This is a genomic window from Microtetraspora sp. AC03309, assembly GCF_020826795.1.
Classification (GTDB): domain Bacteria; phylum Actinomycetota; class Actinomycetes; order Streptosporangiales; family Streptosporangiaceae; genus Microtetraspora; species Microtetraspora glauca.
In genome coordinates this window covers 1-15,371 of record NZ_JADDIL010000126.1, presented here as the reverse complement: position 1 = coordinate 15,371, position 15,371 = coordinate 1, and the positions used below count along the sequence as shown (strand labels likewise).

Genomic DNA, 15,371 nt, shown 5'->3' with positions numbered 1-15,371 from the left:
ACCGGCGGCGTCTGGACCCTTGAGTCGACCACCGCCTAACCGCAGGGCACCCACCCATGCACGACAGACTTAGACCAAGATCTTCAGCGGTCTTCTAGGCGCGGAAAGCGTCGGCGTGCTCGGCGGCCCACTGGGCGAACGTGCGCGCCGGCCGGCCGGTCACCTTCTCGACGTTGGAGTTCACGATGTTGGGCTCCTCCGGCACGTTGCCGAAGACGTTGATGAGGAAGTCGATCAGCTCGTCCGGCCGGCCGTCGGCGGCCATCCTCTCCCGCGCCTGCTCCTCGGTGAGCTCGATGAAGCCGATCTCCCGGCCGATCGCCTCGCCGATGATGCGGACCTTGTCGCGGGTGGTCAGCCGCGCGGGGCCGGTCAGGCCGTAGACCCGGTCCGCGTGCCCCTCCTCCACCAGCGTGCGTGCCGCCACCGCGGCGATGTCCGCCTCGTGGACCATGGCCGTGGTGGCGTCGCCGAACGGCTCCCGCACCACGCCCTCGGCGCGGATGGGCTCGGCCCACTGCAGGGCGTTGGACATGAACTCGGTCGGCCGGACGAAGGTCCAGTCCAGGTCGCCGGCGGCCCTCACGGCGGGCTCCAGCGTCCCCTCGTCCCAGCCTCCCAGGACGGTCACCTTGCGCACCCCGGCCTTGACCGCCAGGTCGACGATCTCCTGCCCGTTCGGCAGCATCGCGTAGTCGTCTCCCCCGAAGGTGATCAGGTGGACCGCGGTGACACCGTCCAGGACGGGCACGAGGCTGTCCGTCACGGTGAGATCGCCCGCCACGACCTCCACCTCGGCGGGCAGGTTCGCCCTGCGCGGATCACGGGTCAGGGCGCGCACCCGCCGGCCGTCGCGGATGAGCTCGTCCACCACGTGGCGGCCGACGGTTCCGGTGGCTCCGGTCACGAGGATCGTCATGGAAATCTCCCTTGGCTCGTTCGCGCTTCATCGAAGACGCTACAAACCAATGCGGAAGGCTTCGTTCCTAATGACGACGCCTTTTTCACCAGGCTCAGCCGCCGATCCACGAGATCCATACGCGAACAGCGTCGATCACCACGGAAGCTGTGGGCTCCACGTGCCTGTGAACCCCCGGGAGAGACCGAGACCCACCAGTACTCAGGCTTCGGGGAGAACCGGTTTTCCTCCGTACTCCCGCAGATACGGAATCGGTTCCTTCCTCTCGGTGAGACGGTACGAGGTGACCACCATGGGGTCACCCGCCCGTTCACGCAGGACGACGCCGGTCCCCGGCAGGCGGATATCGGTGGCCGCCAGGCGCCGCTGCCTCGTCGAGGGCCCTACCAGTCGCCGACGAGCGGATCCGGCCAAGGTGATAGTCGAGGACCGAGGCCGCGTCCGCGGTGCCGACCTCTCCGACCAGAACGGCGTCGGCGAGGCCGCGGGCGAGGCCGAGCAGCGCGTGGGCCTCCGCTTCGGGATCGACGCCGGGGCCGGGCCGCGCCGCGCTCACGAGCGCGACGATCGCGCGGTGGGTGGCGTCGCCGCCCGTCCGGTACAGCTCGCGCACGTCCGGGTCGGCGGCGGAGAGCGTGAGGAACGCGTGCCCCGCGAGCAGGAGGACGGGAGCGCTCTCGCCCAGCCCGACGATCGCGAGCAGCACGCGCCGCAGCGTGTCGAGCGGATCGTGGGCACCGCGCACCGCCTCGCGCATATGCCGCTCGACCTCCTCCCGGAGGACGTGCGCGCTCGCGCGCAGCAGGTCGCTCTTCCCGGCGAAGTAGTGCTGCACGAGCCCCTTGGAGATGCCGGCCTCCTGGGCGACCTGTCCGATGCTCACCCCGGCCAGACCGTCCCGTGCGCACAGCCTGAGCGCGGCCTGGGCGATCTCGGCCCGCCGCGCCGCGTGATCGACCTGCTTGGGCACGACCCACCCTCCCCTTTGGCGATACGACCGTATCGTGATATCAATACAATACGATCGTATCGCGAAATCCGGACGGAGGCCCCGTACGTGAACGACCTCGTGACACCCAACATCGGAGCCACCTACCGTCGGCGGCGCCTCGGCCACTTCCGCGACCCGTCGGCCTACACGCGTTATCGGGAGGCGTACGACAGAGCCATGGCCGACCTTCCCCGGCCCGCTCAGACGTGGGACGCGGAGACCCGCTTCGGAACGGTGCGCGTCTACCGCTTCGGGGCCGGCGACGGCGTGCCGCTGCTCCTGCTGCCGGGTCGCACCGCGTCCACCCCGATGTGGGCGTCCAACCTCGCCGATCTCGCCGCACACCGGCCCGTCTACGCGCTCGACCTGCTCGGCGAGCCCGGACTCTCGGTGCAGACACGGCCGCTCACCAGCGCCGCCGACCAGGCCGACTGGCTCGCGGACGTCCTCGCCCGGCTCGGCCACGACCGGGTGTACCTCCTCGGCGTGTCCATCGGCGGGTGGACCGCCTTCAATCTGGCCGTGCACGCCCCGGACCGGATCGCCTCCGTGAGCCTGCTCGACCCCGCCAACCTCTTCGGCCGGATCACCTGGAAGGCCGTCGTCGTCTCGTTGGGCGCGTTCGTCCCGTTCTTCCCCGAGTCCTGGCGCCGGTGGTTGCTGAGCTGGATCTCCGGCGGCGCCGACGCCACCGGCGACCTACCGGTCGCGAACCTGATCTCGGCCGGGATGCGCGACTTCACCACGTTCCTGCCCGTGCCGACGTATCCCACCGATGACCAGGTGGCCGGAGTCGGCCTGCCGGTGCTCGCCCTCATCGCCGGGCGCAGCATCATCCACAATCCGCGCAAGGCCGCGCGCCGCGCCCGCCAGCTGCTCTCCCGAGGCGCCGTCGAGCTGTGGCCGGACGCCTCACACGCCATCAACGGCGAGTTCCCCGACCGCGTCAACGCCCGCGTCCTCGCGTTCGTCGACGGCGCCGACGCCGGTCCCGCGGACGAGGACCTACCGCAATAGGGACGAGCGCGGCGACGAGTCATGCGCCCTGCGAGCTTCGAGCAACGCGGGGAGATGGTCCGCGCTCCAGGCGCGCGCGGCCGCGATGAGGGTCAGCAGAGTGCGCCCCAGATCGGTCAGCTCGTACTCGACCCGTGGCGGATTCTCGTCGTACGCGGTGCGGGTCACCAGGCCGTCGCGCTCCATCGCTCGCAGGGTCTGGGTCAGCACCTTCGGCGTGATCCCGCGCAACGGCCCGCGCAACTCGCTGAAGCGCCGGCGGCCGCCTTCGAGACAGAGCACGACCATCGCGGTCCACCTGTCTCCGATCTGGATCGGCATGGCGCTGGACGGGCAGACAGGGTCGAACATCTCGGGATCCAACGGTTCGGCCATGGCCGCGAGGCTACCCCAGTATCTTTGAGGTAACCAGTATCCGATGGATACCGTCATTTCCGGCAGCGACACATGGCTGGATGGGAGTGACATGAACGGCATCGTCATCTTCGGAGCGGGCGGCCGAGCCGGACGGGCGGTCACGGCCGAGGCCGTCGAACGCGGACACCGCGTCACCGCCGTGGTGCGGAACCCGGACAAGTACCGCGACCTCACGGCGGACGGCGTTCACGTGGTGCGGGGCGACATCACGGACGCGCGGGCGATCTCCACGATCGCCCGCGACCACGACGCCGCGGTCCACGCGGTGAGTCCGTTCTCGGGGCCGGAGCAGGGTTTCGCCGACCTCGACCCCGAGTTCTTCGTCAAGGCGGCCGACGCCCTGCTCGCCGGCCTGGCCGACGTGCGCGTGCCCCGGCTCGTCGCGATCGGCCTGTTCGCGAATCTCAAGGACGCCAGTGAGCGCCCGGTGATGGACGACCCCTCGGCCTTCCCGCCGGCGATCCGGCCGTTCGCCGTAGCGCACACCGCCGGGCTGGACCGGCTCCGGGCGGCGGACACGGCGATCGACTGGCTCATGCTCACCCCGCCCGCGCTGCTTGACGCGGCGGGCCCCAGGACCGGCGGCTACCGGATCGGAGGAGAGACCGTGCCGGAGTCGGCGTCCGCGCATCTGTCGTACGCGGACCTCGCGGTGGCGGTGATCGACGAGATCGAGACACCACGACACCACCGCACCCGCGTGTCCGTCTTCACCTGAGCCGACTCCGGGCGTCGCGCGATGAACCGGGCACGCGATGAGCCGGGTCCACACATCGCGCAACGAGCCGCGCACGCGACGAGCCGAATCCAGGCGCGGAGATCCCGTTCACGGGCCTGGATTCGACGAACGGCATCTCGAAGGGGGTGTTCGCGTCTCGGCCCAGGGGCCGGGCCGAGACGCCGGGTGCGGTGGATTCCACCGGCGGCGGCACGTTCTCACCCCGGACGGGGGATCTCCAACGGCCCGAATTCAGGAGGCGAGGCGTCCGAGAACGCGTCCGTCATCATCATCGAAACCGTGTACAGATTCCAGGTCACGTCCATGCGCCGTTCGGGAAAGGCGGCGAACAATCCCGCCAGCCCGTCGTCGTCGACGATGCGTGCCAATCCGTCGCTCGCCGGCGCCTCCCGTGGATCGGTGATGCCCGCTCGCAGCAGGCGGGCCAGCTCCTCCGAGGGGTTCAACCGCCAGTTCCAGGGCTTCCTGTCGTTCCCGTCGCGGTCCACGCGCCCATCAGAGCGGTGACGAGGGCCGTTTCCGCCACCAGTGGCACGGTGCCCACGCACCCGCAATCGACGCCGGACACGATTCACGAAATCGTGATCGGAACTCTCCACCTCGAAACGCCACGGCCTGCCCTCTACGGCGATGTCGCGTAGTTGTGGCGCGAAGACGTCTATCAGCTTGTATATGACGTCCTCGGAACGCCGCCACAACGGATCGATGCTCAGAGCGGTCTGGACGACCCGGTTGTCGAGGAACGGCGGAACGGGATTACTCACGCGAAGCAGCGAAGCGCGCGAGGCGGCATGCCATCGGCCGACGCGGTACATGAGGTAGATGTGGTCGAGCACCTCGGCCGGGCTTTCTCCGCAACGTTCCAGCCACGGTGCCGCCGAAGCGCGGGCGTGGTCCTTGGCCTCCTTAGTCAGCAGATCGGCGTTCTTGCCGAAGAAGCCCTCCACCCGGCGCCTGACCGCCTTCTGGGTGAGATCTTCCTGGTTGTGGAGGAAACCTGCGCGCAGGATCTCTCCGCCGTGCCCGGACATCCGGGGCGTGGGATCGAATCGCGCCGGACCCGGCACGTTCTCGTACGCCGAAAGCATCCCCTCGCAGGCGTACAGAACGTTGTGCGTGCGGACCAGCGGATGCTGGACGAGCATGCTCGCGCCATCGGCCGACCGTTTCGGCCGGTGGATCCGGTGGTCGACCCCCAAGGCCGCTGCGACACGCTGGGCGAGCACCACATCGGGGTCGCCGTCGTTCCCGGTGGTCGTGGTCGTGAAGGGAATGCCCGCGCCGTACAGCAGAGCGGCGAGAAGCCTGCTGTCGCGGCCGCCCGTGAGCGAGAGCCTTACCGGCTCGGCGGTACCGAGCAGTGGCGCAACGGCGGCGAGCAGCGCGTCGGCCAGTTCGGTGACCTGGGCGCGCATGCCGCGCTTGGACGTCGGTCTGGGACGCGCTCGCGGAACCGGGGCCACGGTGACGGCGCGGCGGCCGTTCACGATCCTGATCTCCGCGGCGGACGGCAACGTGGTGACGCCGTCGAACGGAGTCTCATCGGACATGAAATAGCCCACCCGCACCATCGACTGCAGAGCGGGCACATCCCAGACGATCTCGGGCCGCGCCGATCCGCCCCGGGCGGCCCCCGCCACCAGGTGGACCAGCAACGCGCGATTACCGATGACGTGCACGTCCGGAGTCTCCGCGTAGTAAAACGGGCACGCTCCCGTGCTGCCCGTGGCGGCGGCCAGATCGTCATCGCAGGCACGAAGAACCGAGAAACAGCCACCGGTACGGTTCACGACCTCGCCCAGGCGGGAGGCGGCGAGCAGCTGATCAGCGTCCGCCGGTCTGCTGAGATGCCCGGTGACGCCCGCGACTCGGCCGTTGCCTCGCACCATCAGTGGCAGTCCGTGCTCGTCGGGCTCGTTCGACCAGGAGAGCAGGGAAATGTCGCCATGGCTGGAACGCCATTCCTGTGCGACGACGGTCGCGACGGGCACCGGAAAGGCTCGCGCCATGCCCTCGCGAGCCGCGGTGAGCGCCACGGGTGGCACCGGGGTATTCGCGCGCTTGGCCGCGACGCCTAGATGAACGCGCACGGTATTTCCCTCGGCAGGTGACAGATCGGCGAGGCGCCGTCCCCTCGCAGCCGAGGGAACGCCCGGCCCGGCTCACAGTGACCGGAGAGGCCGGCCGCCGCTCCGGCCTTCTCCCAATAAATCTTGGATTCCATACCCTTGAGAGACACGAATCGTCAGAAAAGTTGCCGGGCCGCGTCAGAATCGCCATGCGGTCCCGACGACTTCCGCGACTGACGGCGGTGAGCACCCCGGACTCATCCACCCAGAGATGGATCAACAGACTGGCGCACGCCGCCGAGAGGTCCCAGACTGACCTTGTCACGCACGGCGGCAACCGGCTGTCACGCAGGGCGGCGGAGGCGGGATGACGGCGTCGCACATCGATCCACCCCTTACGGCGAGGCCACAGCGGCGGCCGGAACTGGACGCGATCCGCGCGCTGGTGGTGGTCGGGCTGATCTTCTTCCACTCGGCGCTGGTCTTCGACACGCGTGACGACTACTACGTGAAGAACGCCGAGACCACCGAAGCAACCATGATCGGCGCGGGTCTGGCCGTCGTGTGGGCGATGCCGACGCTCTTCCTCATCGCCGGCCTCGGGTCATGGCACTCACTCCGTCGCCGCGGTGCCGCCGGTTTCGCCGTGGAGCGGCTGCTGCGGCTCGGCGTTCCCCTGGTCGTCGCGACGCTGACGCTCCTCCCGGTGCCGCAGTGGCTCCGGCTGCGGGCCGACCCCGCCTACCACGAGTCGTACCTGCGATTCCTGCCGCGGTTCTTCGACGTGCGCCTGGACCTGTCGGAGTTCCCCTTCATCGTGCGGGGCGAGTACTTCGAGTCCGGACACCTGTGGTTCGTGGTGATGTTGCTCGCGTACGCGCTCCTGCTCGCGCCGCTGGCGCGCTGGCTGCCCCGCGACCGCGGTCGCCGGATCCGCGAGCGGCTGGCCGCGGCGATGCGCCCGCGTGGCGCCGTGCTGCTGCTCCCGGCCGTCCCGATCGCACTGATCACCGCCCTGGTGGGCATGGAGGAGCAGTTCGCCGGCTGGAACCGCTGGGCCTACCTGCTGTTCTTCCTGTACGGGTTCGTGCTCGCCTCCGACGACCGCTTCCGGTCGGTGATGCGCCGCGACGCGATCCCGGCCGCCGTGTCCGCCCTGATCCTGCTGATGATCGGCATGCCGGGCTTCCTGATCGCGGGCGACGCCCCCGGCGCGGACCCCTTCACGGACATGACCGCGCTCGCGATCGTCGTCCGCGTCCTGTACGGCGCCGCCGGATGGTGCTGCCTCGTCGCGATCCTGGGCCTTCTCGACCGCCGCCGATCCGCCCGGGTTCCCGGGGAAGACGCCGCCCCCGTCTCCACGTCGGCTCCGCCGCCCGGCCCCGCGCCGGAACCCGGATCGGATACCGGATCGCGCCCCGGGTTGGCTCCCGGGCCCGGCGTGGGGAGGCGGATGTACGCCTACCTGACCACCGCCGTCCTGCCGCTGTACATCCTTCACCAGCCGATCGTCATCGCGGTCGCGTACGGCGTGGTCCGCTGGGACGCCCCGATGCTGGTCAAGTACGTCGCGATCGTCTCGGTCTCGCTCACCCTGACCGTCGTCGCGTACGACCTGCTGGTGCGCCGGACCCGGCTGACCCGGTTCCTGTTCGGCATGCGCGGATGACCTGATCGCTGGCGTCCCGAATCCTGTGTCCTTCGACGGTCGGACCCTGCCCGTCGGGGCCCGTGTCCTCCGGCGGTTCTTCAGAAGTCGCACCGCTGTTCGCCGTGGCTCTTCAGCCGGGCGAGCACGGACTCGGCCGGCCTGCCGAGCACCCGCTCCAGGTCGCCGCTCTGGTATTCCAGGTCACCCGCGCGCACCTGGGCGTTGAGCCAGCTCATGGGCCCAGGCCCGGCGTCGGGCACCTCGCGGTAGGCCACGCCGAGCGCGTCAGCCACCTCCGGACAGCTCCACAGCGGGCCGGTGAAGTCATAGGCCCGGCCGAGGTGCCCCTGACCCGTCAGCACGTTCGCCGCGGCCTCGGCCAGGTCGGACCGGAACGCGGTGTTCAGCCCGCGCCCGCCGGTGCTGCTGGTCAGCTCTCCCCTGGAGACCCGCGGAACGAACGCCTCGCTGTAGTAGGGATGGCGCAGCATCGTGTACGGCAGGCCGCTGTCGCGTATGGCCTTCTCGGTGGCGTGATGTGCCTCGGTGACGCCCGTGGCGGTGGTGCCGGCGCCCAGAAAGCTGGTGTAGGCGATGGCGCCGACGCCGACATCACCGGCAGCCGCGACAGCGGCCAGATGCTGGCTGATCCTGCGAACCGGATCGAACTCCGGGGAGGAGATCAGCAGGAGCCGGGTGGCCCCCTCGAAAGCCGCACGAAGAGATGCCGGGTCGTCGTAGTCGCCTCGCCGTACCTGGACGCCCTGCGGGGCTCGTGCGGGGTCGCGTACGACGGCCACCACGTCGGTGCGGGTGGACAACCGGTCGATGACCAGGCGTCCGAGCGCACCGGACGCGGCCGAGATCATGATCATGGAGCTCCTCGATGAAGATCGCCCCAGTCAATTCCTCGCATGCCGTCCGCCGCCACTCATTTATCGCCCATGAGCGGCGGCGGAGGTGGGTTCAGCTCCGGCCCGCCTCCTGCGCCACACGCTCCAGCCGGTTCCGGTAGTCCTCCCACCAGGTCCGGTCGCCAGGCGCCATGAACGCGTTGCCGTCCTGCAGCCCGACCACCGCGTCGATCGACTCCCGGACGATGTCGGCGTGCCCGGCATGACGGTGGCATTCGGCGATCACGTGCACCAGCACCCGATGCAGCGTGGTCGCGCCACGCTCGGCCGGCCACCACGGCAGGTGACCGACGGCGTCCGGTCCCAGCGCGTCGATCGTGCCGTCCGAGTGCGCGCACGCCCGCCGGTACGTCTCGACGATGTACGCGCGGGACTCCTCGGCGGTGGCCCACAGGTCCTCGTTGGGTTCCGCGTCCTTCCGGAACCACGACGGCGGATCAGCGAAGGGGCGGTCGAACGCGTAGCTGAAGTACAACAGTTCGACGGTGGTCAGGTGCTTGACCAACCCCAGCAGGTTGGTGCCGGTCGGCGTCATCGGGCGGCGGATGTCGTACTCCGAGAGCCCCTCCAGCTTCCACAGCAGGGCGTCGCGGGCATCCTGAAGGTAGTGGTGAAGATCCGCTTTCGGATCCGTCTCGGTCATGCTGCTCTGTCTCCTGTCATCGGTCATGCCCCGCTCTCGCGTCCGCGAGAGCCGTCCGCCCCGCGGGTGAACCATGCGGGCCCGGCACGGCGTCCGGTCGACGTCATGGGCGTCCTTCTCGTGGGGCGGTAACGGCCGGTCGAAGGGAAGACTCCCGCCGTGGGGCAGAATCGTCGCTCGTGAGCGACGTTTCTTCCGCACGGTCCGTGAACACCGCGGCGGAGGGCGCCGAGGATCCCGACCTGGCGCTGGCGCGTGGCGGGGACGGCGGCGCGTTCACCCGTCTCGTGGAGCCGCTGCGCCGGGAACTGCACGCCCACTGCTACCGGATGCTCGGTTCGACCCATGACGCCGACGACGCCCTGCAGGACGCCCTGCTGCGGGCGTGGCGGGGGCTCGCGCGCTTCGAGGGCCGCGGCTCGCTGCGCTCGTGGCTCTACACCGTGGCCACCCGTACCTGCCTGGACAGCGTCGAAGCCCGCGGCAGGCGGGCACTGCCGGTCGACCTCGGCCCGTCCAGCGACCGCGCCGTGGTCGGCGACGCGCCGCTCGTCGACGTCGCCTGGCTGGGCCCCTACGCCGACGCCGGTCTCGGCGACGGCCCGCTCGCCCCCGACGCGCGCTACGAGCAGCGCGAGGCCGTCGAGCTCGCCTTCGTCGCCGCCCTGCACCACCTGCCGGGCAACCAGCGGGCGGCGCTGCTGCTCTTCGAGGTCCTCGGCTTCTCCGCCGCCGAGATCGCCACCATGATGGACACCTCGACCACGTCGGTGAACTCCGCCCTGGCGCGAGCTCGCAGGATCGTCGCGGAGAAGGTTCCCTCCCGCACCCAGCAGCGGACGCTGCGGGAGGCGGGCGACACCCGCGTGCGGGAGATCGTCGCCGGGTTCTGCACCGCGCTCGAACGCGGCGACGCCGGCGCCATGGTCGCGCTGCTGACCGAGGACGTCACCTGGTCGATGCCGCCGCTGGCGTCCTGGTACCACGGCCTGGAGGCCGTCGCCGACTTCGCCGTACGGGTCCCGCTGACCGGATGTGGCTCCTGGCGGCACCTCCCGACCAGTGCGAACGGCCAGCCCGCCGTGAGCTGCTACCTCTGGAACGACGACGCGGGCGCGTACCTCGCCTGGTCGATCAACGTGCTGACCCTGCGCGGCGAGCGCATCGCCGAGATCACCTCGTTCCTCGGCCCCGACCACTTCACGCCCTTCGGGCTGCCCGCCTCGCTCCCCTGATCCGGCGACGCGAGCAGGCCCGACCAGGTCCCCGGCCAAGGCGCCGGATTACCTCGCGCGTCGCGTGACTCGCTAGCCTGGCAGCGCAATGAACCGTTTGACGACGTCGAGGGGTGACTTCGACCTCGCCCGCTTCCCCGAGGATCCCCGCGACCCGTTTCGCGCCTGGGACGCCGCGGACGAGTACCTGCTGCGGCACCTCGACGGGATCGACGGCGAGCGGCCGACCGACCTGTCAGGCCGCGTGGTGGTGCTGGGCGACCGATGGGGCGCTCTGGTCACCGCGATCGCCGATCACCGTCCCGTACAGATCACCGACTCCTTCCTCGCCAGGGAAGCGACCCGGGCGAACCTGACACGCAACGGCGTCGACGCGGACCCGACGCGACTCCTGACGACCCGGGACACTCCCCCGGACCGGATCGACGTGCTGCTGATCCGGGTCCCCAAGAGCCTCGCACTCCTGGAGGACCAACTGCACCGCCTCGCACCCCACGTGCACGCGGACACCGTCGTCGTCGGCGCGGGAATGGTCACCGAGATCCACACCTCGACCCTCAGGCTGTTCGAACAGATCCTCGGGCCGACCAGGACGTCACTGGCGGCGAAGAAGGCCCGGCTCATCTTCTGCTCCCCGGATCCTCGGCTCACCCCGGGCGCCAACCCGTGGCCCCGACGCTACGCGCTCCCGGAGGGCGTCGGAGCGGCCTCGGGCCTGACCGTCACCAACCACGCCGGCATCTTCTGCGCCGACCGCCTCGACATCGGCACCCGCCTCTTCCTGCGGAACCTTCCTCACCGCCGTGGCCGTGAGCGCGTCGTGGACCTGGGCTGCGGCAACGGAGTGGTCGGGATGGCCATGGCGTTGGAGAACAGCGAAGCCGAGGTGCTCTTCATCGACGAGTCCTACCAGGCGCTGGCTTCCGCGGAGGCCACGTGCTCGACGAACGTCGACTCTCCGGTGGAGTTCCTGGCGGCCGACGGCATGTCGGGCGTGCCGGCCGGGACGGTGGACCTGGTGATGAACAATCCGCCGTTCCACACGCACCGGGCGACGACCGACGCGACGGCCTGGCGCATGTTCCACGGTTCGCGGGCCGCGCTCCGCCGGGGCGGGGAACTGTGGGTGGTCGGCAACCGGCACCTCGGATACCACGTGAAGCTACGCCGACTTTTCGGCAACTGCGAGGTCGTCGCCAGCGACCCGAAGTTCGTCGTGTTGCGGGCCGTCAAGCGCTGACCGACGATCGGTGATGGGCCGACCCCATCAACCGTTCGGTTGATTTCGGAAGCGCCGCCCGCCGGTGATTCTCAGAACATGACAGTCATCGAGATCGAGGGCCTACGCAAAAGCTACAAGTCCGGCAGAGTGCTGGACAGCGTCTCCCTGAAGGTGGAGCGCGGCGAGATCTTCGGAATCGCCGGCCCCAACGGCGCGGGGAAGACCACGGTCGTGGAGTGCGCGTCGGGGTTGCGGCGGCGGGACGGCGGCACGCTGCGGGTGCTGGGGCTGGACCCGCAGAGCGACCGGCGCGAGCTGGCGCAGCGCATCGGTGTCCAGCTGCAGGAGGCAGCCCTGCCCGACGCGATCAAAGTCGGTGAGGCGTTACGGATGTACGCCTCCTTCTACGACGCGCCCGCCGACTGGCGGGAGCTCATGGACGAGTGGGGCCTGGCGGACAAGAAGCGCGCCGGCTTCGCGAGCCTGTCCGGCGGCTGGAAGCAGCGGCTGTTCGTCGCGCTGGCCCTGGTCGGCAACCCGGAGGTCGTCTTCCTCGACGAGCTCACCACGGGCCTGGACCCCTCCGCCCGCCGTATGACCTGGGGTCTGATCCGCGACATGCGCGAGCGCGGGGTCACCGTCGTGCTGGTCACCCATTTCATGGACGAGGCCGAGGCGCTGTGCGACCGCATCGCGATCATCGACCGGGGCCGCGTCATCGCCGAGGGCAGCCCGCGCGAGCTGATCACAAAGGGACGATCCGATTCGCTGGAGGACGCGTACTTCGCGCTGACCGGAAGGGAAACGGCATGAAAGGCATCACGAACGTCACCGCGGTCGAGCTCAAACTGATCATGCGTGATCCGATGTCGGCCTTCTTCGCACTGGCCTTCCCGGCGATCATGCTGTGGGTCAAGATGCGCACCGGCAAACCCCTGCCGGGCGGGCTGCCGGCCGTCGACGCCACCGTGCCGATGCTGAGCGTCTTCGTCATCGGTCTGGCCGCGCTGGTCATCCTCCCCGCCACTCTGGCCGGGTACAGAGAACGCCGGGTGCTGAAGCGGCTGCGCGCCACTCCCGCCTCGCCCACCATGCTGTTCAGCGCCCAGTGGGCCGCCCACATGCTGCTGGCCGCGCTCGGAACGGCGCTGTTGATCGTCATCGGCCTGGCCGCCTACGGTCTCACGGCACCCGCGAACGCGGGGAACGTTCTCCTGGCGTGGATCCTCAGCGCGCTGAGCCTCAGCTCCATCGGCCTCCTCGTCGGCGCGCTCGTCCCCAGCGGCCGCGCCGCGACGGTGATCGGGCTGAGCCTCTTCTTTCCGATGGGCTTCCTCTCCGGCGCCATCATCCCCCGCGAGACCATGTCCGGCTCGATGCGCGCCATCGGCGACCTGACCCCCATGGCCCCCGCGGTCCAGGCGATCCGCGACGGCTGGGCCGGCGACGCGATGTCTCCGATTACCCTGGGCGTCATGGTCGCGATATCCATCGTCGCCGGCGGCGTCGCCCTCAGGGCGTTCCGGTGGTAGCCACCGGCGACCCCGCCGCCTCGCGCTGGGATCGTGCCTGGCCCGTCCTGCTGTACCTCTTCATCCTGATCCCGACGGTCTTCTCCCTGCTGCGGGACTGGAGGCCGGAGGTACTGGCCCTGGCGTCACTCGTCGGAGCCTGGCACTGGTTCATGGTCACGTCGCGTCCCGGCCGGATCGAGAGGCCGGTGGCGCTGATCACCTACTTCATCGTGATGCTCGCCGTCATCGGGGCACTGATCAGGATCGACACGCTGTTCACCGTGACGGCCCTGGCGATGTTCATCCAGTCCTTCACCCTGATTCCCGGGTGGTGGGCGTACGGAGGGGTGGCCGCGACGGCCGGTGTGCTGGTCGTCGCCCGGCCCGAGCAAGGGCGGACCCCGAGCCAGATGCTCTTCTCCTTCCTCGTCGCGCTGCTGGTCGCCTCGGCGATCGGCCTGGTCAGCCACGCCATCCGCGATCAGAACGAGAATCGCAAGGTGATGATCGCGCAGTTGCGGGAGGCCGGCGCCAAGCTGGCCGAGCTCGCGGAGGAGAACGCGCACCTGCAGGCCCAGCTTCTCACCAGCGCCCGCGAGGCCGGCGTCCTCGGGGAACGGCAGCGGATGGCCAGGGAGATCCACGACACCATCGCGCAGGGTCTGACCGCCATCTGCACCCAGCTCGAAGCCGCCGACAACACGATCGACGACATCCCCGCCACTCGCTCCCGCCTGAACACGGTGCGCACCCTGGCCAGAGAAAGCCTGAACGAAGCCCGGCGATCGGTTCAGGCGTTGCGTCCGGCGCCGCTGGACGAGGCCCAGCTCGCCACCGCCCTCCACGACATCGCCGGGAAATGGTCGCAGACCACCGGCGTACCCGCCTCCGTGTCCGTCACCGGCGACCCCCGGCCCCTGCACGCGGAGGTGGAGATCACCCTGCTGCGGGTGGCGCAGGAGGCGCTGGCCAACATCGGCAAGCACGCCTCGGCCACCAGGGCCGGACTCACTCTGTCGTACATGGAGGACGTCGTGGCGCTGGACGTACGTGACGACGGCGCCGGCTTCACTGAGGCGACGAGCTCCTCGAGCGAGGGCGGCTTCGGACTCATCGCGATGCGTCAGCGCGTCACCCGGCTGGCCGGCGACTTCGCGATCGAGACGGCCCCCGGCCAGGGAACAGGGATCTCCGCCACCATTCCCGCCATCCCGGCCGCCTCGGATCCGGGATCATCTGACCGCTCCGGAAACGCGATGTGAGACATGCCGATTCGTATGATCATCGTGGACGACCACCCGGTCGTCCGTGACGGGCTGCGCGGGATCTTCGCCGACGACGATGCCTTCGAGGTCGTCGGCGAGGCGGCCGACGGGCCGGAAGCGCTCGTCGTGGCCATGCGGACCGACCCCGACGTCGTGCTCATGGACCTGCGGATGCCGAAGATGAGCGGGGCGGAGGTCATCCGCCGGTTGCGCGAGGCGATGCCCGGCGTCCGCGTGCTGGTCCTGACCACCTTCGACGACGACGCCGACGTCCTGCCCGCGATCGAGCAGGGTGCCACCGGCTACCTCCTCAAGGACACCCCGCGCGCCGACCTGCGCCGCGCCGTACAGGCGGCGGCCCGCGGTGAGACGGTGCTGTCCCCCTCCGTCGCCGGTGTGCTGGCGCACCAGGCGCACAGGCCGGAACGGCAGACGCTGCTGAGCCGCCGGGAACTCGAGGTGCTCGGGCTCATCGCCCGAGGCGCGACCAATCGCGAGATCGCCGCGAAGCTGTTCATCACCGAGGCGACGGTGAAGACGCACCTGCTGCACATCTTCGCCAAACTCAAGGTGAATGATCGAGCGGCCGCGGTCGCGGCGGCGTACGAGACCGGCCTGCTCAAGCCGGCCACCGACACCTGACAGGCCCACGAACCCCACGGCGATCGCCGGCGCCATCGGCAGAAGCACGGTGTCGCCCGGACCGGAGGTTGTCCCGTAGCTCGTAGAACTTGAAGTGGCGGTCCCCGTCTCGGGGCCTACCTGGTGGTAG

The 15,371-nt window shown here is 69.9% G+C and carries 15 protein-coding genes; 9 read left to right on the top strand and 6 right to left on the bottom strand.

Features of this window, described 5'->3' with window-relative positions; genetic code table 11:
- Window positions 1-94: 94 nt before the first annotated feature.
- Both IMZ11_RS40350 and IMZ11_RS40345 read right to left on the bottom strand, forming a co-directional pair.
- Window positions 95-919 carry an NAD(P)H-binding protein gene (locus tag IMZ11_RS40350; RefSeq protein ID WP_228648479.1) on the bottom strand — a complete coding sequence of 275 codons (825 nt, stop codon included), beginning with the start codon at window positions 917-919 and terminating at the stop codon, window positions 95-97.
- A 310-nt stretch (window positions 920-1,229) separates the two neighbouring features.
- Entirely contained in the window at window positions 1,230-1,889 is a 660-nt protein-coding gene (locus IMZ11_RS40345) for a TetR/AcrR family transcriptional regulator (protein WP_228648477.1), read from the bottom strand.
- Between the two features lie 87 nt (window positions 1,890-1,976).
- On the opposite strand from IMZ11_RS40345, the gene IMZ11_RS40340 reads away from it, so the two are divergent.
- Window positions 1,977-2,927, top strand: coding sequence for an alpha/beta fold hydrolase (locus IMZ11_RS40340; protein ID WP_228648475.1), 951 nt, complete (start codon window positions 1,977-1,979; stop codon window positions 2,925-2,927).
- Here IMZ11_RS40340 and IMZ11_RS40335 read toward each other — a convergent pair.
- Window positions 2,916-3,302 (bottom strand): helix-turn-helix domain-containing protein, encoded by a 387-nt coding sequence (locus tag IMZ11_RS40335; protein WP_228648473.1) that lies wholly within the window; start codon window positions 3,300-3,302, stop codon window positions 2,916-2,918. The two genes, IMZ11_RS40340 and IMZ11_RS40335, sit on opposite strands and share 12 nt — an antisense overlap.
- Before the next feature lie 43 nt (window positions 3,303-3,345).
- Here IMZ11_RS40335 and IMZ11_RS40330 point away from each other — a divergent pair, with 43 nt between their 5' ends.
- Window positions 3,346-4,062: an NAD(P)-dependent oxidoreductase gene (locus tag IMZ11_RS40330; RefSeq protein WP_228648469.1), complete on the top strand. Its 717-nt coding sequence runs from the start codon at window positions 3,346-3,348 to the stop codon at window positions 4,060-4,062.
- 218 nt (window positions 4,063-4,280) lie between these two features.
- Here IMZ11_RS40330 and IMZ11_RS46535 read toward each other — a convergent pair whose 3' ends face one another.
- Window positions 4,281-6,173 (bottom strand): asparagine synthase-related protein, encoded by a 1,893-nt coding sequence (locus tag IMZ11_RS46535; protein WP_228648467.1) that lies wholly within the window; start codon window positions 6,171-6,173, stop codon window positions 4,281-4,283.
- 346 nt (window positions 6,174-6,519) lie between these two features.
- Between IMZ11_RS46535 and IMZ11_RS40320 the strand changes: the two genes are divergently transcribed.
- Window positions 6,520-7,824 carry an acyltransferase gene (locus tag IMZ11_RS40320; RefSeq protein ID WP_228648465.1) on the top strand — a complete coding sequence of 435 codons (1,305 nt, stop codon included), beginning with the start codon at window positions 6,520-6,522 and terminating at the stop codon, window positions 7,822-7,824.
- Between the two features lie 80 nt (window positions 7,825-7,904).
- On the opposite strand, the gene IMZ11_RS40315 is transcribed toward IMZ11_RS40320, so the two are convergent.
- Together IMZ11_RS40315 and IMZ11_RS40310 are read right to left on the bottom strand one after the other, a co-directional pair.
- Window positions 7,905-8,681, bottom strand: a complete 777-nt coding sequence (locus tag IMZ11_RS40315; protein WP_228648463.1) for an NAD(P)H-binding protein — start codon at window positions 8,679-8,681, stop codon at window positions 7,905-7,907.
- Window positions 8,682-8,772: 91 nt separating this feature from the next.
- Window positions 8,773-9,363, bottom strand: coding sequence for a DinB family protein (locus IMZ11_RS40310; protein ID WP_228648461.1), 591 nt, complete (start codon window positions 9,361-9,363; stop codon window positions 8,773-8,775).
- A 179-nt stretch (window positions 9,364-9,542) separates the two neighbouring features.
- On the opposite strand from IMZ11_RS40310, the gene IMZ11_RS40305 reads away from it, so the two are divergent.
- The 6 genes from IMZ11_RS40305 to IMZ11_RS40280 all read left to right on the top strand — a co-directional run bounded on the left by IMZ11_RS40305 (window position 9,543) and on the right by IMZ11_RS40280 (window position 15,241).
- Window positions 9,543-10,598: a sigma-70 family RNA polymerase sigma factor gene (locus tag IMZ11_RS40305; RefSeq protein ID WP_228648459.1), complete on the top strand. Its 1,056-nt coding sequence runs from the start codon at window positions 9,543-9,545 to the stop codon at window positions 10,596-10,598.
- A gap of 88 nt (window positions 10,599-10,686) precedes the next feature.
- Window positions 10,687-11,838, top strand: coding sequence for a methyltransferase (locus IMZ11_RS40300; RefSeq protein WP_228648457.1), 1,152 nt, complete (start codon window positions 10,687-10,689; stop codon window positions 11,836-11,838).
- Between the two features lie 78 nt (window positions 11,839-11,916).
- A complete protein-coding gene (locus tag IMZ11_RS40295) occupies window positions 11,917-12,633 on the top strand; it encodes an ABC transporter ATP-binding protein (RefSeq protein ID WP_228648455.1) in 717 nt (238 codons plus the stop codon).
- Window positions 12,630-13,352, top strand: coding sequence for an ABC transporter permease (locus IMZ11_RS40290; RefSeq protein WP_228648453.1), 723 nt, complete (start codon window positions 12,630-12,632; stop codon window positions 13,350-13,352). The genes IMZ11_RS40295 and IMZ11_RS40290 overlap by 4 nt, the downstream gene beginning before the upstream one ends.
- Window positions 13,346-14,596 (top strand): sensor histidine kinase, encoded by a 1,251-nt coding sequence (locus IMZ11_RS46530; protein WP_228648451.1) that lies wholly within the window; start codon window positions 13,346-13,348, stop codon window positions 14,594-14,596. Before IMZ11_RS40290 ends, IMZ11_RS46530 begins: the two co-directional genes overlap by 7 nt.
- Before the next feature lie 3 nt (window positions 14,597-14,599).
- Window positions 14,600-15,241 carry a response regulator transcription factor gene (locus IMZ11_RS40280; RefSeq protein ID WP_228648449.1) on the top strand — a complete coding sequence of 214 codons (642 nt, stop codon included), beginning with the start codon at window positions 14,600-14,602 and terminating at the stop codon, window positions 15,239-15,241.
- Window positions 15,242-15,371 lie beyond the last annotated feature (130 nt).